Origin of the sequence: Bacillus sp. JJ1773 (genome assembly GCF_036962035.1) — a bacterium.
Classification (GTDB): domain Bacteria; phylum Bacillota; class Bacilli; order Bacillales; family Cytobacillaceae; genus Cytobacillus.
In genome coordinates, this window is sequence record NZ_JBALNX010000064.1 from 40,113 (window position 1) to 64,015 (window position 23,903).

The following is a 23,903-nucleotide window of genomic DNA, read 5'->3' on the forward strand; positions in this document are numbered from 1 at the left end:
AACTAACAATCAGTGGGGAGGAAGCAGACTTAAAACGTTCTTCCTGTCGCAACATTTGCACTAGACACATCCTGTGCGTCGGCCCCCCACAGATTGAAGTTTCACTTTATCATTCATACTCGGCTTTCATTTGCACTTCCTCAGCTAATACTTGTAGGTCATCGAAACTGATAACTCTAATTTCATAATGACTCTTTTCCTGCTTCCTTTTCGCTTCTTCAAATAAGTATTTTGGGCTTCCCTCTTTCTCCGTATCATAAAACAAAAGCAGAACATCACTTTTTTCTACAAAAAATTGGTTCTTTATACGGAATTGCCAAGGCTTTTCATAAGGCTTTCTCGAAACAGAATCAATATAATCAGCTTGTGCCAATATCGATTCATACCATTCTTTATTTGCTTCCTTCCATGTATCTTCCTGATTCAAGAAAGGAGTTATTACGGCAAGCTGAAGATCATGGAAGCCTTCAAGCTGAAGGTCGAACACTACCTCTGCAGCCCATAGTTCTGTACCAAGCTGACCGCTAATGATTACCCATTCCAGCCCTTCGTCTAATAGGGATAAGAGCTGGTTTTTTATTGCCAATTTAATAATATGAACAGCTGGATCATCATTTTTAAATATACCGATTTCATAAGGTTTATAGCCAGATATGATTGCAACTTTAGTCATAGCACTAGCCTTTCTATGTATACATGATAATTTCAAATGATACTTGCTCACTCACCGGATATATAAAAACAAGGGCATATCCAAATATGCCCTCGCCTTGATTATTTTCTGAAATATGGTCCTGCACCGTACATTCCCGGTCCCGGAACACCGAAGCCCGGAGCTACTGCCCCTGGACCAGGTGCACCATATCCTGCAGAAGGTACAAATCCAGGTGCTGCTGGTGCAACAAACTGTTGGTTTGTCACCTCATTAACTACTGATTGCGTATGCGGGAAAGAATGCACATGCTGGAAATTATGATGGTTCACAGTAGTTGTATGACTTGGATGGATATGTGGAACGATCGTATTCTGGAAATTATGATTCACACAACATTTAGTTGGTGAAACAAAAGCAGGTAAAATATTTGTTGGTCTTGGTCCGCAAAACATATCAAGATCCCCTTTCTCCATAATTTATTTACATTAACAGCCTATGTAGATGGGGGGAATCTTGTACTAATGAAAAAACCTATTTTCTTTACTTTTTACTTATATTGTGCTACTACCTAAAGAGAAACAAAAGCAACAGGATTTCAGAAATATGTATGACCCTTTTAGAACATACTATAAAAACTCCCTTTTAAGTTGGAGAATAAAACGGCTACAAATATAATAACGAAAAAAAACAGAAATAATATTGCTTTATACATGATATCTGCCTCACTCTATTCCTAAATAATACTGCACAATTACACATTTTACAGCTTTTGCAATAGGCTTACAACTAGGAATTAGTGGGTTTTTCAAACAATTATTAATTATTTGTGAAGATATTAGAGGACTCCTTCTTTCTCATCAGTCGCTGGAGCCTATTAATGAGATCCTCATATTTAACGGAAGCGCTCTCTATCTCATTTGCCTTATAAAAGGAATCAGCCATTTTCGTATATGTAAGAGCTTGTTCGATATTTTTTTGACGATGCTCAAAAATTTTCGCAAGTTCAATACATGCCTCCACCTTTATTTCCATTTCGCTTCCCTCAGCAACGTCTTTCCATAGCTGAATGGCTTCAAGCCATTTCTTTTGTTTCTTATATTCGAATGCAAGTGCATGCTTAGCTTGAAGTGCTTCAATGCCATCTCCTGCTGAAATATTTGAGAATGCCTTCTTGGCTGATGCAGTTTCTCCCAATTGGGAAAACCATCTCCCAACTTCGTATGTCTCCCGTGCAGTCTGTGACTTATCAATCCCAAGAATTTGATAAGATAGGTGAGTATATAAGCTAATAAGGGATAAAATGTCTATTTCATTATGTTTCAATACTCCTAGCATTCCTTCTGGATTTTTTGTTTCCACATAATCAAAATAAATCATCGGTGCTAAAAAACCTGGAAGATCATCCTTTCTTTCGACACCTAATATTTCTTTTTCAACTACAGACAACTTCAAACGTTCTAATTTATGCTTCCACATCCTTCTAGAAGCATGATATAAATCGAAATGGCCAAATGGAGGCAATTTAGGAACTTGATCCCGAATAAGAGTATGTCTCGTTTTCACTTGCGGCCAATCAAATGATTTTCCATTATAGGTTGCCATCATCTTATAATCAACACTGTCTAGAAAGCTTTTGTATAAAGCGACCTCTGCTCCTGGATGGGGCAAAATATGCTGCTTTAGACGAACCTTGTTTCCTTGAAGGCTAGCATGGCCAAGGATAAAGATTGTGTTTCCAGCACCTCCACCGAGTCCAGTTGTTTCTGTGTCAAAGAAAAAAAATTGATCTGCCCGAAACCCAGCAGCTGACAATGGATGATAGATATCTGAAGAATTCCATGCTTCCACAGCCTGATAAAATTGGTCAAACGTATAAATGCCGTGTTTCTCGTTAACTGAATATTCCTTTTCCCTAATTAAGCAAAAATCCTCGTCAAAATAATATGGTGTAACTCCTTCTTTTTCCCAAACCTCTCTATAAGGAAAGTCGGTTAATTCTACTTTTTGAACTCGCTTTTCAGTGCTGCTTTCATGCGATAGATGTGACTTTATTCGATTCAGCTTGTTTTTAATGGACATAGTTATCACCAGTGATTACATTTCTCGATGTGAAGCTTGTTAATATGTTGAGGACATCTGCTTTAGCCGTTTTTGAAGCAGTATCAGTCCCAATGCAGGAAGGACAGCCTTGCTCACAAAGACAATTGCCCACCATTTGTCTTGCCTCATGTAAAACATGTTCAAACCCTTCGTATATCTTTTCACTTAATCCAACCCCACCCGGATAGCGATCATAGAAAAATATCGTTGGCTTCTCATTGTGAGCCGCTTTCACCTGCGGGACAACATGAATATCCTGAGGGTCACACATGACAAAAAGCGGGGCAATATGCCTTAATGCATGAGCTGACCCTATAAGCCCTTGCTCTAATCTCTCTCGCTTGTCTTGTAAGCACTCTTCATTTAATGAGAACCACGCAGAGCTTGTATGAAGCTCTGCCTCTGGAAGACTTATAGGCCCTGAACCAATATTTTCGTGTGTTTCAAATTTTATCTTTTTAAAAATAGTTGCCATGGCAACAACGCTCACATCACCATAACCAATTTCTCCTGAAGGCAGGCAACGCTGCTTATCCTGTTCGAGAACCTTGAGCTCAACGGCCAAATTAGCATCTGTGAAGTAATCCGCCTCCACTTCTCTAACGAAGGCTTTTTTCTCCTCCCAGTCTAACAGCTCTACTTGGTACTGGGTTCCTTGATGAAGATAAATCGCCTCTTCATGCAGGAGCGTCATAGCAGAAAATTGATCCATTTCACCGATTACCTTCACATTCGCTATGTCAGATTGATCAATAATGACTACATTTTCCTGGGAAGCTGAACGTAAACTAATATTATGGGCAGGAAAAGAATCATTCATCCAATAATATTTTCCCCCATTTTCATAAAGAACCCGTTCTTCCGCTAAATATTCGAGGACTTCTTCCGTTTCAAATGATCCAAAGGATTCTCCTGCATGAAAGGGAAGCTCGAAGGCTGCGCATTTGATATGATCGATTAAAATAATCAAATTATCGGGATGAATTCTCGCTGTTTCAGGACTTCTTTTGAAGAAGTAATCCGGATTTTGAATGACATATTGATCCATTGGGCTGCTGCTCGCAACCATAATCACAAGGGATTCACCATGCCTCCTTCCGGCACGCCCTGCTTGCTGCCATGAGCTCGCAATCGTCCCAGGGAAGCCATTCATAATACACACTTGCAGCTGTCCAATATCTACTCCCAATTCCAAAGCATTCGTGCTGACAACACCGTATATTTCTCCAGAACGGAGTCCTTTTTCAATTTCCCGTCTCTCTGTTGGCAAATAACCGCCTCGGTAGCCGCGAATAGCCTTTGGCCCTAATTTATACTTTACGAGTTCCTGTAAATATGTAAGTAGGATCTCGACCCTTACACGGCTTCTCGCAAAAATAATCGTTTGTATTTTATTTTTCAACAAAATTGAAGCTAGCTTTCTAGCTTCTAATGTAGCGCTTCTTCTAATATTTAAAGGCTTATTAACAATTGGCGGATTATAGAAAACAAAATGCTTTCTCCCGCTTGGTGCCCCGTTATTATCAATTAATTTAACCGGTTTTTCTGTTAACTTCTCCGCAAGTTCCGATGGATTAGCGATAGTTGCCGATGTACAAATGAAAATAGGATCACTTCCATAAAAGCGGCAAATTCTTTGTAATCGCCGGATGACATTAGAGACATGACTTCCGAAAACACCACGGTATATATGAAGTTCATCAATCACAACAAATTTCAGGTTTTCAAAAAGGGAAACCCACTTTGTATGGTGGGGAAGGATAGCCGAATGAAGCATGTCTGGATTTGTAATGACGACATGCCCCGCTTTTCGGACCTTCTGCCGAATATTAGCAGGGGTATCCCCATCATATGTATAGCTATTAATAGCTAATCCTGTTTCATTTATGATTTCATTAATTTCGCTTTTTTGATCTTGGGCAAGGGCTTTAGTTGGAAACATATATAGCGCTCTTGCATGAGGGTCATTAATAATGGTCTGTAAAACAGGGAGATTGTAGCATAGTGTCTTTCCTGAAGCAGTTGGAGTTACTGCAACAAGACTTTGTCCCTTCATAGCGGTTTCATATGCCGATTTCTGATGAGTATAAAGACTTGTTATTCCTCTTCTTTGTAAAGCCTCCTTAAGATTAGGGCTTATATCAGCTGGAAGGTCGTCAATCCTCGCTTCCTTTTCTTCAATTGTGTGCCAATGAACGATGTTTTGCTTGAACTCTTCCAGTTCTTTCATTTCCTTCATTAATTCATGCAAGCTTTTCCGAACTTTCATCTTACTCACCTCATATCTATTATTCTAGCGAATAAGCGTTCGTTTTTAAAGAAAAACTTCCCTGTCATAAAATGTTCAAATTCTTCCAAACCCAAAACGCTTCTTTCTTGTGGCTTTTTTGTTACAATATTGGTAACAATGGTTTTACTTAAGAGGTGATAACATGAATTATTCTGACATTAAAAAGGTACTCTCGCAGTTTACTCTTTTTAAAGAGCTCAGTGATTCAGAAATTGACAAAATTGTTGAGATCTCCATCTCTAGGGAATGGAAAAAAGGCAGTCATGTATTCATGCAGGATGATCCGTTAGAGAATGTATATTTTATTCAAAGCGGACGAATTAAAATTTATAAAAGTGATGTGAATGGCAGAGAACAAATCGTGGCAATCGCTAAAAATGGGGATATGTTTCCACATGTAGGCTTTTTCCGAAAAGGAGGATACCCTGCTTTTTCTGAGGTACTCGAAAGCTCCACATTAGTTGTTGTGCCAATTGACCAATTTGAAAAGGTCCTTATAGAAAATCCTGAGCTATGTATTAAAGTGTTTAAAGTTCTGGGAGAAAAAATTGTTGACCTGCAAGAACGGCTCGAATCGCAAATCCTAAATAATACATATGAGCAAATTATTAAACTGCTCGTTCGCCTAGCAAAAATTCACGGTCAGAAAATGGATAATGGGTTCTATCTCTTAAAGGCAGAGTTCACTAATAAAGATCTCGCCAACATGATCGGCACAACGAGAGAAACTGTCAGCAGGACACTAACTAAGCTTAAAAAGGACCAGCTGATTGAAACAGATTCATCCGGAAATATTATTATTGATCCTGATAGTCTATTAGAAGAAATCTTATAAATAACAATGAAGAACCACTTATTAAAGGTGGTTCTTCTTTGTTAGCTATTAATTATATTGAAGCATTTCTTCCAAGTCTTCTTGAACCGTTCCAATAAGTTTTAGATTGAAAGTGTTTTGTAGTACATCCAAAACGCCTTCTGAAATAAATTCAGGTGCCTTAGGTCCTATACGGATATCCTGAATTCCTAAACTAAATAATCCTAGTAGAATCGCAACGGCCTTCTGTTCAAACCAAGATAATACAATACTTACTGGCAGCTCATTAATTTCACATTCAAAAGCATCTGCCAAAGCTTTCGCAATTTTCACGGTTGATCCCGAGTTATTGCATTGACCTAAATCAATATATCTCGGAATTTCTGTTCCTGGAACAACCCCGTAATCAACATCATTAAAACGGAACTTTCCACAGGATGTTGTTAGAATAACTGCTTCAGGCGGCAATGATGTAGCAAGTTCACGGTAGTATTCTCCGTCCTTCCCTGGGGCATCACAGCCAGCGATGACGAAGAACCGTTTTATTTTTCCTTCTTTAACAGCCACAATAACCTCTGGTGCAAGACCTAGTACGGTTTCATGGTGGAAGCCAGTTAGTAATGTTTCATCTGATTGAATATTTGCCTCTGGCAGCTCCAACGCCCGATTAATTAGCCGGCTATAATCATCATTCACTATTTTCTCTACATTTTCTAGACCTGCGACCTCATAGCTAAACATCCGGTCTGCATATGTACCTTTTATTGGCATGACACAGTTAGTCGTTGCCAAGATGGCGCCAGGGAACTTTTCAAATAATCTGCGCTGGTCATACCAAGCTTTACCGATATTTCCTTTTAAATGGCTATACTTCTTCAATTCAGGATACCCATGAGCAGGCAGCATTTCTGAGTGCGTATAAATATTAATTCCCTTTCCCTCTGTCTGCTTGAGCAGTTCCTCTAATGCGAATAAATTGTGGCCTGTTACGATAATACATTTACCTTCGATTTTGTTTTGCGATACGCGGATTGGCTGTGGAACGCCCAGTCTTGTAGTATGGGCCTCATCAAGCATTTCCATTGCCCTAACGGCTGAGCGCCCTACCTTTAACGCCATCTCAATATGTTCTTGTACATTAAAATTTGAGTTTGTTAATGTCAAATAAAGTGCCTCATGGGTCGTTGCATCAACAAATGGATCCGTGTATCCTAGCTGATTTGCATGTGTACGGTAGGCAGCAATCCCCTTTAAGCCAAAAATAATTGTATCTTGCAAGCTTGCAATGGTTTCATCTTTTCCACAAACACCGATAACTTTACATCCCCCACTCGGAGTTTGTTCACACTGGTAGCAAAACATTCTTTCAATCTCCCACTTTCCCAATAAATTAACATGATCTGAATATCTTCAATTCCAATGATCAAATGTGATTCAAATCACGCTTTTTCATAACATGATCAGAATATCCTCAATTCCAAAGTTAAAGTGTGATTCAAATCACGCTTTTTCAATTGTCAATATTTGTTCAAAAATTACCAATATTTTATTTACCAAGAACAAATACCCAGTTACCTTCATATGATATTGTGGCTATGCCAACATCATTAATTGATAGGGGCTGAAAAAATTGAGCAACGATAACAAAAAGGGAAAAAATGAGTTGGGAGATTTAGTGAAATCGGTGAATCATTTCTTTAATGAAAAACCAGTTAAGGGATTTCTGCAATCAATAGATGAATTCTTCAAGAGCCCATTTCCTTTTCATACTCCATTTCACGTTGATGTCCGAGAAACAATGGAGGAGCATATTATTACGGCAGAGCTGCCTGGTGTTAAACGTGAGCAGATTAAGCTCGATGTCTTTGATAATTACGTAACCATCTCCGTTCAATCTAATGAAATATTCACCGAAGAGGATGAGGACCAGAAGGTTAGAAGAATGCGGCAATCAATGCAAAAATCAAGCAGAACGATACCACTTCCGCAGCCAATTATCGAAAATAAGGTAAAAGCATCATACCAAAATGGACTCTTAAAGATCCGTGTTCCTAAACAAAAAGGAAAGCATATAAAAATCGATGAAATTGAATAAAAAACAAGCAGTCTAATAAACTGCTTGTTAATGCTCGGAAGTATCCAGCCATTTATTAAAATAACCAGTCGGTACACTGAAATAATCTCTTGTGAACCGAATAAATTCCTTCGTATCTACTTCCTTGTATTTAAAATGCTCATAGTAGCTAGAAAGAAATTGCATGCTAACTTCCTTTACATCGGCTCCTTTAAGTCTATACTTATCCTCCACCATCTTTAACATTTCAATGGCAGGCTGACCATAAATAAAGCCTGTATTTTTTACTTTATCTAATGAAACATTTGAATATTGTCTGCCAATTGGAGGATTAGCAGCCTTTATACGCTCCATTCGGTTATAGGGAATGCGAAATGCTTCACTCCTGCTTTGATTTTTGCCAGCATAAAAGTACATAGAGGTTGCAAACTCAGTCATGCCTTCATCAACCCATGCCTGATGATATTGATCGTTCGCCACCACACCATAGAAATACTGATGGGCGATTTCATGGACTACGGCGTTTCTGTAAAAATACGTATCCTCTATGTAAGGATTAATTGTTACTACACCTGAATATTCCATAAATGGGCCGTTATCTAAAATAATATCTAATTGTTTATGGGGATATTTCCCTATATTCTCCTGATAGAAGCTTAATGCATCTCTTGCTAACTCTAAAGTTTCCTTAATATTTTTCTGATGGTCCGTCTTTGTGAACAATCGGATCTTGACTCCGTCATTAGCCTCCGTTTCATGGATATCCATATCTCTAACAATGCCAATGAAGAAATCCCTCACTTTTTTTACTTTGATTTTCCCTTCACTTGCACCTATTCGAGGGTCCTTATCGGATGAAGAAATAAGGGAGTACCCTTCTGGAATTTTATAAGAGACTTCAAAATTAGAAAAGTCTGTATGGAACGTCTCCATTCCTACATCATAATCTTCCTTATTCCATTTTCCATTTTGATAGGTTGCCAGCATTGGGTACCAATGTGCCAAATAATAATTTTCCTTTTCTTTTGAAAGACGTACACCTTCATTTGGAATCGTGAATGAATACTCAATTTTAATTTGATATTTTTTCCTTTTCTGCATGGTTGACGGGATGCTAATGTTTAATTGATCTTTTTCCAAGCTATATTTTGCTTGCTCGCCATTTATAATGATTTTCTTCATTTGTACTGTAGAATAGCTTTTAACCGATTGGAAAGAATGCCCTTTTTCAAATGCATTTGGAATGAAATAAAAGGTGAGATCCTCCCAATAATTATCTGATTTATTTTTGATATGAATATTTGCTGTTGTATGAAAGACACCTTTTGAATCCATTTCTACATGCATATCATAGGACGCTTTACTATCATTTTTCACCCCTACATCTGCATCCTTCGTGGCTGTAACATAAACACCTGCCCCGGTAAATAACATGACAAGCAAAACGAAGGCAAGTCCTTCTCCTCGAGGGAGTATACGCTTCCTTTCCTGATTGAATTGCTTGCGAATAGGTAAAATCCGATGTACCTGTCCCGTCCTTATCCATGGTGTTCTTGAGTAGTTTGCCTGAAAGCGATTTTTTAGACCATTTGCTAATAAACTGAAAGATATGGTCGTAAATAAGAGAACCATTAAAGGGATCAACAAAATATGAGTATTCCCGTAAATATTTCCTCTAGCTTGTCCAACTAAACCAGATAGCTCCTTCGTTACCGATAGATAAATGATCGGATCAAATCGAACAGTAGTTCCGCCAATGAAAATATTCATAAGTGACAGCTGGCCCATAATAGTAATGACATAGACAATTTCCAAAATGAACATCACTAAAATCGTTTCCTTCATTTGCGGAAAAATATGCTTCCAAATTAGCCTGTTTTTGCTGGCCCCGAGAATATGTGCAGCCTCAATATATACAGATTTATATAACTCAGCCGTTTTCTGTCTCACGGAAGAAACAATACTAGGGATACTGATTACAGAAGCAATAATAATAAAATATCCTAAGAGAGTGCTTGTACTTAATTGACTATTAAAACTTATCGGCCTCATAAAAAAATATAAAATGAGAAACAAAGGGATATAGCTCCAGGCATTTTCAAAAGCACTCAACAAGCTAGATGTTTTTTTCCACATGCCTGCATATAATCCTATTATTGTCCCTAACACCATCTTAATACATGTAACAGCCAGTGCTACAAATACCGTATAACGAATTCCATATAGGATCATCGTCATCAAGTCATAGCCCCATTTATCTGTACCTAATGGGTAGCTTTCATTTTCAAAAGGTTCTATTGGCGGAGATAGTACCTTTCCATTCCTATATTGCGTTTCGAGCATCTCTGTTAATGAGTGCGGAGCCAGTATTGGACCAAATACACATAGAAAAAGAATGATTGATACGCAGAAAATCCCTACATATAAAGAATAATTGATGTTAAATAATTTATTCATATATAAATCCTCGTTTAAAAAGGTAAAGTACTATTCTAATGGATAAATAGACGACACCCGATATAAAAAGCATCGAGAAAAGGCCAATAGCAATTGGCTGAATCTCATTACTTTGAAAAATAAATTTCGTAATACCAGATACATTCATGATGTACTCGATGATAAATAGATTTCCGACGCTTAAGGAAATGACTTTAATTAATTCAGCTTTAATAAAGGGCTCAACATTTTTATAAACATGCTGGAAATTAATATAATTTAAACGCATTCCTTTTGCTACCGCTGTCTTAATATAATCTTCACTGCTCATTTGAAGATACTTCACTGATACAAGCTTAAACATATATAATGTCGGTGCAATACTTACAAGCAAGGTTGGAAACCAAAGATTGAGCGTTCCCGCATCGGCACGTAAAGAAATTATTCTAACTCCTGTGACTTTATAGATATTTACAGCTAAAATCAAAGACAAAATAATAATAATAAAATCAGGTATGGCTGATAAGAGGTTCAAAATGAAATTAAAAAGCTTTGTTAATCGAAAACGGCTTACGAAAATACCAAAAATCAAGCTAATAATAATTGAAACATTTACACCTATAAGCATGATTTTTAAACTAGTAAAAAAGTTATTCCGAATATCCTCCGCAATTTCCCGCTGCTGAGTCCCTAACTGATATGTACCAAGGCTACCATTACTGATTTCACTAATAAAATCACCATAAATTCTAGGCAATTTTTCGAAATGCCATTCCAGCCGATTCTCAAGCGGATTTACTTCTACTATCATTGGTATTGCAGCAAGAGAAAGGATTAAGAGGAATATGATAACAATTTGCTGTAATGAACGTAACATCTGGATCCCCCATTTATTGCAGATTAACGGGCTGTAAGACCCTCACTTCAAAAAGTTGCGTAAAGTAAAAAAATTCTAAGTGGGGATCAACAGCCCGTAAAGGCCCGATTGGTTCAACTAACAATCAGTGAGGGATGAAGGAACTCCCCCACTGATTGAAGTTTCACTTTATATTCATTTCTCTATTTTTTCACCATTTTCTATTTACTGTCAATCCTATTTTTTTTAGCCTATAAAAAACAAGGTATTCGCATGACTATTTTGGCGAATACCTTATTGTAAATTTTTTCATTAAACCTTGATAAACCCGCCTAATCCTTTTACAAGCGATGAAACCTGACTTACGGCATTAACCATCTGGCCGGCCGTATTCATCATTTTATTAATATCGATTGAACCATCCTGTGACTTAAATGAATTCATAAGGGATTGTACACCTGATGACTGTTTAGGCATAAAGGATTGCTTTGGGTAAGGGTTCATATAAGAATTAGAGAAATAGGGATTATAAGAGTTCGATATATTTTCGTTTGTTTCAGGATCTAAAGGATTTTGGAAAATGCTCTGTGAAACATTTCCTTGCCCCATCTGCATCCCATTTTGCTGCATCGGATATCCATTAGTTGGGTACTGGTTATACATTAAATTTTGGCTGCCCATGGCAGGATAGGAATTTTGATACATCATGTCACTTCCATATGGAAAAGGTTGATTGTGTGGACCGTTGTAGAACCCCATATTCCCTGTAGGAGAAGGATAATAAGGGGGCTGCTGTCTCCAATGATATTGGTTTAGTCCGTAATCAAATTTATTCATATAAGTTGGGTGATATTGATTCATATATGTTGGGTGATATTGATTTATATAATGGCTGGCTCCTCTTCGGCCAAACATGGGGACATCCTCCTCTTTCATAAACAATCTATCTCAGCTTGTTTGAGAAATCATTACTATAATTTATGAAAAGAATGCCTATATTGTGATTACACTGGAAACGTTTTCATTTTTTGTCTATTGTTGAAGATTCATGTCGGAAGTCTTAATATTTGAAAAATAAAGAACCATACCTTTTTTATGATAGGATATTGAAAAGAAATAAACGCTATGCAGTAAAATTTCGTTATTCTGCTAGTAAACTAGCTTTCTAGTTTAGCAGAATACGAGAGAAAATTAGAGGAGGGAAATTAGCATGAATGTTCACGAACTAGCAATGAAATTTTTTCAAATGAGGAATTACAGTCCTGAAAGTGTAAACGAATTACTTGATTTTACGAAAAAGTCATATGTTCAAAACGATATTTGTATTAATGTCTATCGTAACCTTGTTCGTGAACTCGAGGCTCAAGGAGCAGAGGTTCCTGAATCCCTTTAAGGCACATTAAGAGAGACAAACTATAGTATCGGCGTACAAGTAGTCAATCTTATCATCGCTGTAGATACTCTAAGCTGCAAATGACATAATTCAAACGGCCCTCCTATTACGTGACAGGAGGGCCCATTTCTTCTTTTACAGTTTGAAGCAGTCGGTCTAGTACATATTGCGAAGAAACAATTAAATTAGTGAACCTCGACTTGCTCGTTTCTGGATAAAAGGCTTGTACAGATATTGCTTCGATATTTTCATATGTAGATTCTACTTGCTGGGCAAATAGGTTTTTCGGTCGATTGGTTGTAATCCATTGGATCGCTTTATTTTTCCATTCATCGTTCGTTAATTTCACTTCATCCGCGAACGGTTTAACTTCTTTATAAAAATCTCCGGGCTTCTGCAGCTCCCTAGCCTTTTCATATCTTTCAGACAAAAAGAACATATAATTTAATAATTGGTTTGTCAGATGGATTAGTTCTACATCTTCATTCATAATAATCAGCTCCAAATTCATAGACAGAAATTGCTGTCAGGAGAATTTTTGCAAAAATAAAAGTAGCTTATAAAAATCAGCTACTAAACATTGACCCAATTTTAGTGTAATTTGTAACCTATTTCAAGCTTTATGCTTGGCTGACGATGAAAATTTTCCTTCACATCGGCCTTGCCGCTCTTAGCCTGATAATAAGCGGCTTCCGTTTCTAACGCTTCCATGCTTTTCGTACAGGCTGATATTTGGTCAGAACAATTTATTTGTAATTCGTTTCTAATGCCGGAAAAGTTTGAATCAAGTACAGTTTCTAATTCCTCAAGCTGATTATAAATTTCAGAAAGCATATTAATTAATTCCTCTTTTGCCTTAACATTTTTCTTCATCTTCTAAGCCCTCCTTGGAATAAGAACACCGGTTATTTAAGAATTGTCTAGCTCCAGCGCCTACCCCCTCGAGGTCACAAGCCAATCCTCCCAGAAAGGTAAAACCGCCTTTCCGAGAGGCTTGTCTTGTGCTTGTCGGGGGTGAGCAAGGCGCTTCCGCTTTTCTAATTGTTATGTACTCTATTCGCTCTCCTTAATTCCAATCCTTCAAGGCTGACAAAACTAGAAGCGTTTCGTCAAAGTAAGAAAAAATTTTTATTATTTCTCCCTTTCTTTCGACATTTTCGTCTCGCATGGAAACCCCATTACTGTGCAAACTAATAAGCGGAGGTGCGGTATTTTGAATAAAAAGGAAAAACATACAAGAAATCAACCAAAAAAGCAGGAAGAAACTAGAACCGGCTATGGAAATAAAAAACTTGAAGGACCCAATCGTCCATCAACATAACAAAGTATTTTTTCCATTTCACAGCCAAAAGGCGGAAGACAGCATTCGTGTCGAATTCCATTTTTTGGCTATCTTTTCATTTCCACGATTTCTTTTAAGTTAATAGCCTTCTTTATTTGAGCTTGTTTATTCATATACCATTCTGTCAATTCGATTGGGTGAATATGCTCCACATTTTCCTTTAACCATTTTCTTTTTAATCTTTTATTTTTGGACCAGTCTTCTGCCTTATGTTTTCTTTGCTTTATTAATGGGAATGTACATCGTAAAAATGGAGTCGTTCTTTTAGGCCGATCTTTAAAATAAAATTCATAATCATACCTGGAGCCAGTGTGAACGGTCCGCTTTGCGAATTCGTAAAAGGAAGGATATAACTCCTTTTGAAATAGAATATCGGCAAGGCGCTTACCTAGATCGATTCTTTTAGATAACGATATAAAACCATTTACACTCGCACCAAATAGCTGCCCATCACATGTTGGAAAGATAACGGAGCTATAATGAAACCAATCCTGAAGCAGGAACAGCGGAGTTTGAAAAACTTTCCTTCTATAGGCTGGATGCTTTATAACAGGCTTCTGAATGATATTTTGTTCGTTAATGATTTGTGAAATCATCAGTCTTTTTATACATCTGCGGTCCCAAAAAAGCCGCCATTCCTTAACCATATATGAAGATACATGGAAATATCTTAATAAATGAAACATTGGACGATTCATTTTCGTCGAATATTGATAGAGCAGCAATTGCGGAAATGCATCTTGAAAAATAAGCCAGTTGGCCCGCTCATAAGTTAGGAACAGTTTTTTTCTTAATTGTTTATTTATTATTTTTGAAAACCATTTACCTTCGAGATCACACATATTCCATCCAGCATTTCGGGACACCATGCTTGCAAGGAATGACCAAATAATTTCGGGATTTCGATTATAATAATGAAAATAGGCATCTGTCCGGGAAATATTATCAGCATTGTACTTTTGTGTATGTTTTTTTATTTTTTGAATCAATTCCAATTCTTCCATATTTAGCTGATTTAAATAATTTGCCCTTTCAAAAAACATAATTGATCTGCCTCCAAAAAAAGCATATGGCTTAACATTTGCAAATCTGTACTTTTTATTCAACCACAAATAACGAAGATTTGTTATGATAAGTAGTAGCTTGTGAGGTGAATTAAATGAATTTCCATTATCCGAACGGCAAGAAGTTTCTACCCGTTAAAAAAGAAACGATGCGCACCAAAATAGAAAAAAAATGGTCCTATAGCAACCGTGGTATGACTTTGGAGGAAGATATAAATGAAACGAATGAGTATTATTTAGCGAATGGAATTGCCTCCATTCATAAAAAGCCTACACCTGTGCAAATTGTTCATGTGGATTACCCGAAAAGAAGTGCGGCGGTCATAAAAGAAGCGTATTTCAAACAGGCTTCAACAACAGATTACAACGGTGTTTACAAAGGCAGGTATATTGATTTTGAGGCAAAGGAAACTCAGAATCAAACTTCCTTTCCATTAAAAAATTTCCATGACCATCAAATTTTGCATATGGAAACGATTCTGAAGCAAAAAGGGATCTGCTTTGTTTTATTAAGGTTTTCTGCAACAGAGGACATCTATCTGCTTGAGGCTCATCATCTACTTATGTTTTGGAAAAGGATGAAGGATGGCGGCAGAAAATCGATTACTATAGAGGAAATTGAAACTTTTGGCCACCAAATCCCACTAGGATATAACCCTAGAATTGACTATATTAAAAAAATCGATTATCTTTATAGCCTCGGATAAATATCTCAATCTACCTTCTACTCATCAGAAAGGATGAACATATATGGCAGAAAAATATCAATCGAGAGAGGAGCGCCGTAAACAGCAAGCTTCCAAGCCAAAAAACAAAGGAAAGAAACCGGCACAGAGCCTATTTAAACGTATCTTTCTTACACTAATTGCACTTGGAATTGTTGGAATGCTTGTTGGAGCTGGAACCTTTGCTTTTATGGTAAAGGACGCACCTAAACTTGATGAAAAACAATTAAGGGATCCAATCCCTTCGAAATTATTAGATAAAGACAATAATCTTATTACGGAAATTGGCTCTGAACGCCGAGAATATGTTGAATATGAGGATATTCCTAAATTAGTGGAAGAGGCCTTTCTTGCAACAGAGGATGTGCGGTTCTACAAGCACCATGGAATGGACTTAAAGCGTTTAGCTGGAGCAGTGCTTGCAAACGTTACCCGCGGGTTTGGTTCAGAAGGGGCAAGTACCATTACCCAGCAGGTAGTGAAAAATTCCTTTCTTAATAATAATAAAACAATAAGCAGAAAAGCCCAGGAAGCATGGTTGGCCTTTCAGCTAGAGCGTAAATATACGAAGCAAGAAATATTCGAGATGTATGTAAATAAAATCTGGATGGAAAATCGCAGTCATGGGGTTTTAACAGCTTCCCAAGTTTACTTTGGAAAGAATCTTGATGAGCTAACACTTCCTGAAGCTGCATTGCTTGCGGGCATTCCGCAAAGCCCTGCAAACTATAATCCTTTTAAACATCCAGATCGGGCAGAAAAAAGACGAAATATAGTCCTTTCCTTAATGCATCAGCATGGCTTTATTTCAAAAGAGAAAATGGAAGAAGCAAAGGCAGTTTCTGTAGAATCCTCACTCGTTCCTGAGGAAAATAGAAAGCAGAACGATTCTCCTTATGATTCCTTTGTAGATATCGTCATTGATGAGGTTCAGAAAAAGTATCCTGATCTAGATATTTCTTCCGACGGCTTGACGATTTATACAACATTAGACACGAATGCCCAGGATTATATGGAAAAAATGTTAAATACAAATGAAATTATTAATTTCCCAGACGAGGACTTCCAAGCCGGCATTACTTTGCTTGATACTAAAACGGGGGAAATTCGAGCTATTGGCGGCGGAAGAAATCTTAAAGTAAAGCGCGGGTTTAATTTTGCCCAAGATACGATGAGACATGCCGGATCCACATTTAAGCCAATTATTGATTATGGCCCTGCCATTGAATATTTAAAATGGGGCACCTTCTATACTCTTGACGATAAGCCCTATACTTATTCAAATGGGACGAAAATTAATAACTGGGACCGAAAGCATATGGGCCCTATGTCGATGAGAGAAGCTTTAGCTCGTTCAAGAAATATTCCAGCCCTGCAAACATTACAGGAGGTTGGACTTGATAATGCAAAACAATTTGCAAATAACCTAGGATTTAATATTAAGGATGTTTTTGAATCGTTTTCGATCGGTGCTTACGAGGTTTCACCGATGCAAATGGCTGGCGCATACAGTGCATTCGGCAATAACGGGATTTATACGGAACCTCATTCCATCACAGCCATTGAAATGCGTGATGGTTCAAAGATCGATGTCACTCCTGATTCAAAGCCAGTTATGAAGGATTACACAGCTTTTATGATTAACGATATGCTTAAAAGTGTATTGAAAGATTCATATGGAACAGGTAAATTAGCTAATATTTCAAACCTTCATGTTGCAGGTAAAACGGGTACAACTAATTACACGGCACAAGAAATAAAGGATTGGGATATTCAAAATGGAGGCATTCCAGATGCATGGTTTGCCGGATATACGACCAACTATACAGCTGCTGTATGGACTGGTTATAAGGAAAAGAAAAACTCTATCGCTCCTAAGGACCAAAAGCTCGCTATGCTTCTTTTCAAAAATTTAATGGCGCATGTTTCTCAAGGAGTCGAAACACCTGACTTCCCTGTTCCAAACAGTGTTGAAAAGATTGCGATAGAAAAAGGCTCAATCCCAGCAAAACTTGCTAGTGAATTTACGCCTAAAGATCAAATCATTTATGAGTATGCGGTTAAAGGAAATGCACCAACAGAGGTATCCGAGAAATTCGATAAGCTTGATTCTCCTTCAAACCTAAATGCATCATATGATGTAAATACGAATGAAATACTCTTAACGTGGGATTATCCAGAAGGGGTAGAGAACGTTCAATTTGAAGTTTCAGCGGCATTAGACGATGGTGCAGACCAGCTACTACAGGTGATAGCTGAAAAAGGAATTAAAGTTGCAAATCCGGTTCCAGGCGGCATATATCAGTTCAAGGTTACAGCAATCCGTGATGATCAAAAGAGTGAACCAGCAGTTCAAACAGTTCAAGTTCCTTTGCCGGAAATGGACGATGGATATGGTGATGGTCAGGACGGCGAGGATGGTATCCCTGATGATGATGGAAACGGAAATGACAATGGGAATGGGCAAGGAAACGGAAACGGTAATGGTAATGGTAATGGTAATGGACAGGGTGATGGTGATGGCGATGGTGGTGACGGTGATCAAACTGACACCAATCCGATCATCCCTCCAATTGTAAATCCACCTGGCAGCAGTGGATAATAAAGAAAAAAAGCGTCTTAAGCTTATGGCTTAGACGCTTTTTTCATTATCTGTTGTTTGACATATTGTTTATTCATTTCACCTATTAGCTCTGCTAATTGAATATAAGAGTGATATAAGGATGGTTTCTTCATAATAAATTCTAGTCGCTCTGATAAATTGACAGGCTTAATGGCTAATTTATTTAAGTCCAAATTTGAAAGAACAACCGGAAGTCCATTTCCCCAATAAACCAATTCGATTAAGAGGCTAATCCCTTTTTTCATAGGTGCCAGTACATGAATCATCTCCCGTTTAGCAAAAAGTGTTTCTAATAATTCTTTTACTTTTTGCCATTCCTCAATTAGAACTGGTATGCTTTTTTCTTGAATTTCCCATGGTTTTACTGCTTGTACTCCTGAAAAAAAAGCCGTCTCATAAAGAAATGGCCTTAGTGCATACAAATTTTTCATTTCTTCCACATCGAAGGTAATTTCCTCATTCTCTTCAAAGAAAAATGGATGTACTAATTCTATAGGAACGGAAAGGGGCTTGTTATTACTCATTCCCCTTTCTTCCCCTTCATTCTTTTTTTCCCTTCTCTGCATATTTCCAGTAGCGGGCAGCTCTCACATTGAGGATTTTGTGCTTTACAGTGATATCTCCCAAAGAAAATCATCCGATGATGCGTAACAGACCATTCGTCCATTGGCACCTTTTTCATCAATGTTTTCTCTACCTCTAAAACGGAATCTTTCCACCTGCAAATAGCTAATCTCTTACTAACTCGTTCAACATGGGTGTCAACAGCGATAGCTGGAACACCATATGCAACGGAGACTACTACATTAGCTGTTTTCCTGCCGACTCCCGGAAGCTTTGTCAGTTCATCCCGATCATGCGGCACTACTCCATTGTAATCATCTAATAGCATTCTGCACAGTTTTTGAATATTTTTACCCTTGTTTCGATAAAGCCCAATAGATCTAATATCCTCTTGCAGCTCCTCCAAAGGTACATTTAAATAATCCTCGGGAGTTTTATATTTTTGAAATAAATTCTTTGTTACTTTATTGACAAGCACATCCGTGCATTGTGCAGATAAAGCAACTGCAATGACAAGTTCAAATGGGTTGGAGTGGTTAAGTTCACAGTGTGCATCCGGAAACATTTCCCCCATCTCATCAAGGCAAAATCTTATTTGACTATTGTTCAACAACTTCCTCACCACTTTATTTATTCTACAATTATTGCTCTAGCCAATTATAAAAAGGTATGGTTTTTCCAGGTTGTTCAGAAGCTTCGTTAGCCTTAACTCTTTGCTGCTGGTTTTGTCTGAACTTTTTTCCGTAGCTCTTCGCTTGTTCAATTGTTTTTATTCCATTCTTTTTCCATTCGAATAAAATTCTATCGATATAACGGAAATTTAATTTCCCCGAAATAACCGCTTCTCGAAGAGCCGCTTTTATAATATGTGGATCATGGCGGTCATCATCCATCCACAATGCAAGTGTTTCACATTCAAATGGAGATAAAGGCCTTCCAAATTCTTGTTCAAAGCAAGTATATAAATCAGTCTCACTTTGCTGATTTATCTTTGCCGTTTCTTGCTTTTCCTTAAATAGAAAATAATCTATCAGCTTTTCCCATAAAGGTTCAATATTATATTGTTCGTAGCGAATTCCATCTGAAGAGTAGCTATCTTTAATTTCGATATACCCTTTCTGGATTAATTTTCTAAGGATCGATGTACATTCTGAAACGGAGATCGTCATGCTTGAAGACAATTCAACTGGAGTGGGAAATGCATTCCCTCTTTCAATAAAGGAAGTAACATGCAATATAAGCACTAGTTCATGCTCATTTAAATTCATCTCTTTATAATGAGTTAATAAAACCCCAGGTATCGTAATATTTCCTTCCTGGAGCCACTTTAATATACTTGTTTTGGACATTCCTGACACCTCCATATCAGTATATCATGAACAAAGTCTTTGTAGTAAGGAGAATAACAGGTAACTATTCCTTTCTTACTACTCTGAAAAAATTAGAGGAATCGCCAACAGGACGATTCCTCTAATTTTGCTCAAATTATGAAGAGCTGCTGCTTATGGATATAGTCGATTTAATAAACGCGGGAATGGAATCGTCTCACGCACATGCTCCACTCCGCTAATCCAAGCTACAGTTCTTTCTAGTCCAAGTCCAAACCCTGAGTGAGGAACTGAACCATATTCACGGAGTTCTAAATACCATTTATAAGTATCCATATCTAAATTATTCTCTTCAAGACGTTGCTTCATTAGATCATAATCATGAATCCGCTCTGAGCCGCCAATAATTTCCCCATATCCTTCCGGCGCAATTAAGTCCGCACACAGAACAACTTCTTCCCTGTTCGGATCTGGCTGCATGTAAAATGCCTTTAATGACGTTGGGTAATGAGTAATGAAAACCGGTTTGTCATAGCCTTCTGCAATCGCTGTTTCGTGAGGGGCACCGAGGTCATCTCCCCACTGGACATCGTCAAAGCCCTTTTCATGTAAAAACTTAATCGCTTCATCATAAGTAATGCGCGGGAATGGTGCCTTAATATTCTCAAGTTTAGACGTATCTCGGCCTAGAGTTTTTAATTCTAATTCACAATTTTTTAGGACAGATTGAACAATATATGACACGTAGTCCTCTTGCACCTTTAAGCTATCTTCATGTTCATAGAAAGCCATCTCTGGCTCAATCATCCAGAACTCAATTAAATGGCGGCGTGTTTTGGACTTTTCTGCACGGAAAGTTGGACCGAAAGAGAATACCTTTCCAAGTGCCATTGCCGCTGCTTCTAAATGTAATTGTCCGCTTTGTGATAAATAGGCATCTTCATCGAAGTATTTCGTAGCAAATAATTCTGATCCGCCTTCAGCCGAGCTTCCCGTTAAAATTGGAGGATCGACTTTTACGTACCCTTCATTATTAAAAAATTCATATGTTGAGCGAATAATTTCATTTCTAATTTTCATAACCGCATGCTGACGGCGGGAGCGAAGCCATAAATGACGATGATCCATTAGAAATTCAGTTCCATGCTCTTTCGGAGTAATTGGATAATCAACTGCTGCTTGGATCACTTCTAATCCTGTTACAAGCATCTCATATCCAAATGGTGAACGCTCATCCTTTTGAATTTTTCCAGTTATGTAAATAGAAGATTCTTGAGTAACAGACTTTGCCGCTTGAAAAACTTCTTCTGGAACATCCGTTTTCACGACAACGCCTTGAATGAATCCTGTTCCATCGCGAAGCTGAAGGAATGCAATTTTTCCGCTTGAACGTTTATTTGCGATCCAAGCGCCTATTTTCACTTCTTGATCAACATATTTGTATACTTCAGATATCGTTGTTTTTATCAATTATATTCCCTCCAAAAACTTGCAAATCACTTTTACATCCTATATATTATACTCTTTTGTATTAGAGACAAGCAACTAACAAAAGCGGCAGCTAGATATTTAGCTGCCGCTTTAATGTTATTTCATTTTCTTCTCAACAAATTGATGGATTCTTTCAACTGCTTTTTCTAATAAATCCAAGGAAGTTGCATAGGATAAACGAATATTATTAGGAGCACCAAAGCCTGATCCAGGAATAACGGCAACCATTGCTTCCTCAAGGAGCGCTTGGGAGAATTCATCTACATTTACAAAGCCTGTTAATTCAGCTGCCTCCTTCACATTAGGGAAAAGGTAAAAAGCACCTTGTGGTTTAATGCAGGTAAAGCCTGGAATAGCGACAAGCTTATCGTAAATAATATTTAAGCGCTGTTCAAAAGCCTTTTGCATTTCTGAAAGCATCTCTTGTGAACCCGCATATGCAGCAATCGCCCCATATTGAGCAGTTGTTGTTGGATTCGAAGTACTATGGCTCGCAAGATTTGTCATTGCCTTAATTAATTCTTTATTGCCGGCTGCATACCCAATTCTCCAGCCTGTCATAGAATGGGACTTTGATACACCGTTCACTAGTATTGTTTGTTCTCTAAGCTCTGGTGAAAGCTGAGCAATGGAAACATGTCTATTGTTTCCATAAACTAATTTTTCATAAATTTCATCTGAAACGATCAGAATATTATGCTTCAAACAAACCTCGCCCAATGCCTTTAACTCTTCTTCAGTATAAAGCATACCAGTCGGGTTACTTGGTGAATTGATTATAACTGCCTTTGTCTTATCCGTTAATGCTTCTGCTAGTTGATCAGGCGTAATTTTGTACTCGTTTTCCTCTTTACCTTCAACATAGACAGGAACACCGTCTGCTAATTTAACTTGTTCAGGATAGCTAACCCAATATGGAGTAGGGATAATTACTTCGTCCCCTTCATCCAAAATAGCTTGGAATAATGTATAAAGGACATGCTTTGCGCCGCTTCCCACGATGATTTGAGAGGCTTCATATTCAATTCCCTGGTCTGCTTTAAACTTGTTAACGATCTCTTTTTTCAATGCAGGAAGACCTGCAGATGGAGTATATTTCGTATGTCCTTCATTCATCGATTTAACGGCAGCATCAATAATATGCTGCGGCGTATTAAAGTCAGGCTCACCAGCTCCTAAGCCGATTACATCATAGCCTTGTTCCTTCAATTCTTTTGCTTTCGCTGTAATGGCAAGCGTTGTCGATGGGGTTAATGCTTTTACTCTTTGTGCTAATTGAAAGTTCATTTCCTTTTCCTCCACTCACATAATGACATTTAAGAAGACTAAGAGCTTGGATCATAAATTCTCTATCTTCTTTAGCCACTCACCTGTTTTGAAATCAACATAATAATAATTTATTAAATTCCCCTCTGTCCGGTAATAAATTTCCCATAACGGGATATTCTTTTCCATTCCGAGGCGAACGGAAATAATCTTTTTCGGATTTTTCTCTTCTTTTAGCTTATTAATTGCTTCCTGTTTGGAAACTCCATCTGTCACCTTTCTAACAATAATCTGTCCTTCTTTTTCAGGTACCCAGACGTAAATGTTTGATCCGGCTTTATTTATCCCTTTAATGACAAAATATGTTTCCAGTCCATGATAAAGTTGAAAATCCTCAGCCTTCCAAAGTCTCGTTTCTTCCATGGCTCTTTCAATGGCTTCTTTTTCAGCTGCCTTAACAGGCTCAACTGCATTTAAATAAATAATAACCCCAGATCCTAATATAATTGAAAATATCAATAAACTTATAATAATTATTTTTTTCACATTTGTCACTCTTCTTATGTACGATAAATCGAAAAAACAGCTTTATTTTGATCTTCTTTATCAAGTGCCAGTCCAAACATTAAATCATTTTCCTTTAAAGTTCTGTTCAAAGCATCAACAACTTTATAGAGGTCAGGGCTTAGTTGAATTTTCACGGTTGATAAAACCTCAATTTTACTTTCCATACTGGAATTCCTCCTCAGGTAGTACAATATTTGTAATTAATACGCAAGTAAATATAGGGCAAGCTATATATACGAAACATTTTAACCTTTAAATATCAGTATAACAGCTACATCAAACAGCTTGAATAAAAAATTCTATTAATTCTTCTAA

At 37.5% G+C, this 23,903-nt stretch carries 23 protein-coding genes; 5 read left to right on the forward strand and 18 right to left on the reverse strand.

Features of this window, described 5'->3' with window-relative positions; genetic code table 11:
- Positions 1-109 precede the first annotated feature (109 nt).
- The 4 genes from V7127_RS18755 to V7127_RS18770 all read right to left on the reverse strand — a co-directional run bounded on the left by V7127_RS18755 (position 110) and on the right by V7127_RS18770 (position 5,024).
- Entirely contained in the window at positions 110-673 is a 564-nt protein-coding gene (locus tag V7127_RS18755; protein WP_335344792.1) for a DUF1273 domain-containing protein, read from the reverse strand.
- Between the two features lie 101 nt (positions 674-774).
- Entirely contained in the window at positions 775-1,128 is a 354-nt protein-coding gene (locus V7127_RS18760; RefSeq protein ID WP_335488555.1) for a spore coat protein, read from the reverse strand.
- Positions 1,129-1,471: 343 nt separating this feature from the next.
- Positions 1,472-2,734, reverse strand: coding sequence for a ribonuclease H-like domain-containing protein (locus V7127_RS18765; protein ID WP_335344435.1), 1,263 nt, complete (start codon positions 2,732-2,734; stop codon positions 1,472-1,474).
- Entirely contained in the window at positions 2,724-5,024 is a 2,301-nt protein-coding gene (locus V7127_RS18770) for a DEAD/DEAH box helicase (RefSeq protein WP_335488557.1), read from the reverse strand. Before V7127_RS18770 ends, V7127_RS18765 begins: the two co-directional genes overlap by 11 nt.
- A 163-nt stretch (positions 5,025-5,187) precedes the next feature.
- Between V7127_RS18770 and V7127_RS18775 the strand changes: the two genes are divergently transcribed.
- Positions 5,188-5,880 (forward strand): Crp/Fnr family transcriptional regulator, encoded by a 693-nt coding sequence (locus tag V7127_RS18775; RefSeq protein ID WP_335344434.1) that lies wholly within the window; start codon positions 5,188-5,190, stop codon positions 5,878-5,880.
- 48 nt (positions 5,881-5,928) lie between these two features.
- Here the strand turns inward: V7127_RS18775 and hcp are convergent, their stop codons facing one another.
- Complete coding sequence (gene hcp, locus V7127_RS18780; RefSeq protein ID WP_335344433.1) at positions 5,929-7,221, reverse strand: hydroxylamine reductase; 1,293 nt, start codon at positions 7,219-7,221, stop codon at positions 5,929-5,931.
- 268 nt (positions 7,222-7,489) lie between these two features.
- Between hcp and V7127_RS18785 the strand changes: the two genes are divergently transcribed.
- A complete protein-coding gene (locus tag V7127_RS18785) occupies positions 7,490-7,954 on the forward strand; it encodes an Hsp20/alpha crystallin family protein (RefSeq protein ID WP_335344432.1) in 465 nt (154 codons plus the stop codon).
- A gap of 27 nt (positions 7,955-7,981) precedes the next feature.
- Here the strand turns inward: V7127_RS18785 and V7127_RS18790 are convergent, their stop codons facing one another.
- From V7127_RS18790 to V7127_RS18800, 3 genes are all read right to left on the reverse strand, one after another.
- Positions 7,982-10,390 carry an ABC transporter permease subunit gene (locus V7127_RS18790; protein ID WP_335488560.1) on the reverse strand — a complete coding sequence of 803 codons (2,409 nt, stop codon included), beginning with the start codon at positions 10,388-10,390 and terminating at the stop codon, positions 7,982-7,984.
- Entirely contained in the window at positions 10,383-11,246 is an 864-nt protein-coding gene (locus tag V7127_RS18795) for an ABC transporter permease subunit (RefSeq protein ID WP_335354098.1), read from the reverse strand. Before V7127_RS18795 ends, V7127_RS18790 begins: the two co-directional genes overlap by 8 nt.
- A 291-nt stretch (positions 11,247-11,537) precedes the next feature.
- Positions 11,538-12,140 carry a YppG family protein gene (locus V7127_RS18800; protein ID WP_335348100.1) on the reverse strand — a complete coding sequence of 201 codons (603 nt, stop codon included), beginning with the start codon at positions 12,138-12,140 and terminating at the stop codon, positions 11,538-11,540.
- A gap of 295 nt (positions 12,141-12,435) precedes the next feature.
- On the opposite strand from V7127_RS18800, the gene V7127_RS18805 reads away from it, so the two are divergent.
- A complete protein-coding gene (locus tag V7127_RS18805) occupies positions 12,436-12,618 on the forward strand; it encodes a YppF family protein (RefSeq protein ID WP_335348101.1) in 183 nt (60 codons plus the stop codon).
- Between the two features lie 106 nt (positions 12,619-12,724).
- On the opposite strand, the gene V7127_RS18810 is transcribed toward V7127_RS18805, so the two are convergent.
- The 3 genes from V7127_RS18810 to V7127_RS18820 all read right to left on the reverse strand — a co-directional run bounded on the left by V7127_RS18810 (position 12,725) and on the right by V7127_RS18820 (position 15,003).
- Positions 12,725-13,108, reverse strand: coding sequence for a YppE family protein (locus V7127_RS18810; protein WP_335348102.1), 384 nt, complete (start codon positions 13,106-13,108; stop codon positions 12,725-12,727).
- Positions 13,109-13,209: 101 nt separating this feature from the next.
- On the reverse strand, positions 13,210-13,491 hold the full coding sequence (locus tag V7127_RS18815) for a hypothetical protein (protein WP_335348103.1): 282 nt from the start codon (positions 13,489-13,491) through the stop codon (positions 13,210-13,212).
- A gap of 516 nt (positions 13,492-14,007) precedes the next feature.
- The gene (locus V7127_RS18820; protein ID WP_335488563.1) at positions 14,008-15,003 is read right to left on the reverse strand and encodes a DUF2515 domain-containing protein; all 996 of its coding nucleotides are present in this window, start codon (positions 15,001-15,003) and stop codon (positions 14,008-14,010) included.
- A 116-nt stretch (positions 15,004-15,119) separates the two neighbouring features.
- On the opposite strand from V7127_RS18820, the gene recU reads away from it, so the two are divergent.
- Together recU and V7127_RS18830 are read left to right on the forward strand one after the other, a co-directional pair.
- Complete coding sequence (gene recU / locus V7127_RS18825) at positions 15,120-15,731, forward strand: Holliday junction resolvase RecU (protein WP_335488566.1); 612 nt, start codon at positions 15,120-15,122, stop codon at positions 15,729-15,731.
- A 43-nt stretch (positions 15,732-15,774) separates the two neighbouring features.
- The gene (locus V7127_RS18830) at positions 15,775-18,351 is read left to right on the forward strand and encodes a PBP1A family penicillin-binding protein (RefSeq protein ID WP_335348105.1); all 2,577 of its coding nucleotides are present in this window, start codon (positions 15,775-15,777) and stop codon (positions 18,349-18,351) included.
- Between the two features lie 23 nt (positions 18,352-18,374).
- Here the strand turns inward: V7127_RS18830 and V7127_RS18835 are convergent, their stop codons facing one another.
- The 7 genes from V7127_RS18835 to V7127_RS18865 form a co-directional block, all read right to left on the reverse strand.
- A complete protein-coding gene (locus tag V7127_RS18835; protein ID WP_335348106.1) occupies positions 18,375-18,896 on the reverse strand; it encodes a YpoC family protein in 522 nt (173 codons plus the stop codon).
- Positions 18,893-19,549: an endonuclease III gene (gene nth, locus V7127_RS18840; protein WP_335348107.1), complete on the reverse strand. Its 657-nt coding sequence runs from the start codon at positions 19,547-19,549 to the stop codon at positions 18,893-18,895. The genes V7127_RS18835 and nth overlap by 4 nt, the downstream gene beginning before the upstream one ends.
- Positions 19,550-19,577: 28 nt before the next feature.
- Positions 19,578-20,285 carry a DnaD domain-containing protein gene (locus tag V7127_RS18845; RefSeq protein ID WP_335348108.1) on the reverse strand — a complete coding sequence of 236 codons (708 nt, stop codon included), beginning with the start codon at positions 20,283-20,285 and terminating at the stop codon, positions 19,578-19,580.
- A gap of 153 nt (positions 20,286-20,438) precedes the next feature.
- Positions 20,439-21,731: an asparagine--tRNA ligase gene (gene asnS / locus V7127_RS18850; protein ID WP_335354265.1), complete on the reverse strand. Its 1,293-nt coding sequence runs from the start codon at positions 21,729-21,731 to the stop codon at positions 20,439-20,441.
- Positions 21,732-21,851: 120 nt separating this feature from the next.
- A complete protein-coding gene (locus V7127_RS18855) occupies positions 21,852-23,042 on the reverse strand; it encodes a pyridoxal phosphate-dependent aminotransferase (protein WP_335488569.1) in 1,191 nt (396 codons plus the stop codon).
- A gap of 51 nt (positions 23,043-23,093) precedes the next feature.
- Positions 23,094-23,567 carry a cell wall elongation regulator TseB-like domain-containing protein gene (locus tag V7127_RS18860; RefSeq protein ID WP_335488571.1) on the reverse strand — a complete coding sequence of 158 codons (474 nt, stop codon included), beginning with the start codon at positions 23,565-23,567 and terminating at the stop codon, positions 23,094-23,096.
- A 14-nt stretch (positions 23,568-23,581) separates the two neighbouring features.
- Positions 23,582-23,752: a YpmA family protein gene (locus V7127_RS18865; RefSeq protein WP_335345578.1), complete on the reverse strand. Its 171-nt coding sequence runs from the start codon at positions 23,750-23,752 to the stop codon at positions 23,582-23,584.
- Positions 23,753-23,903 lie beyond the last annotated feature (151 nt).